We start from the raw sequence: 391 nt of genomic DNA on the forward strand, positions 1-391 counted from the left end.
CTTCGGCTGGCTCAACCGCTCATCGTACGAAGCGGTTTCGTCCATCGGTGCGTCTTGCAGACCGGCCGGCTTCACATCCCAACGCGATGGTTTTTTATGCCCCTGCGGCTGGCTCAACCGCTCATCGTACGAAGCGGTTTCGTCCATCGGTGCGTCTTGCAGATCGGCTGGCTTCACATCCCAACGCGAGGGTTTTTTCTGTCCCTTCGGCTGGCTCAACCGCTCATCGTACGAAGCGGTTTCGTCCATCGGTGCGTCTTGCAGATCGGCTGGCTTCACATCCCAACGCGATGGTTTTTTCTGTCCCTTCGGCTGGCTCAACCGCTCATCGTACGAAGCGGTTTCGTCCATCGGTGCGTCTTGCAGACCGGCCGGCTTCACATCCCAACGC

At 59.1% G+C, this 391-nt stretch carries 1 protein-coding gene; it reads right to left on the reverse strand.

Annotation, left to right across the window (positions count from 1 at the left end; translation table 11 throughout):
• The coding region (locus KQH55_RS16150; protein ID WP_235091683.1) for a hypothetical protein at positions 1-351 on the reverse strand (351 nt) is incomplete at its 3' end.
• Between the last annotated feature and the right edge of the window lie 40 nt (positions 352-391).

The sequence above is a fragment of the Mycetohabitans sp. B3 genome, assembly GCF_021498065.1.
Lineage (GTDB): Bacteria > Pseudomonadota > Gammaproteobacteria > Burkholderiales > Burkholderiaceae > Mycetohabitans.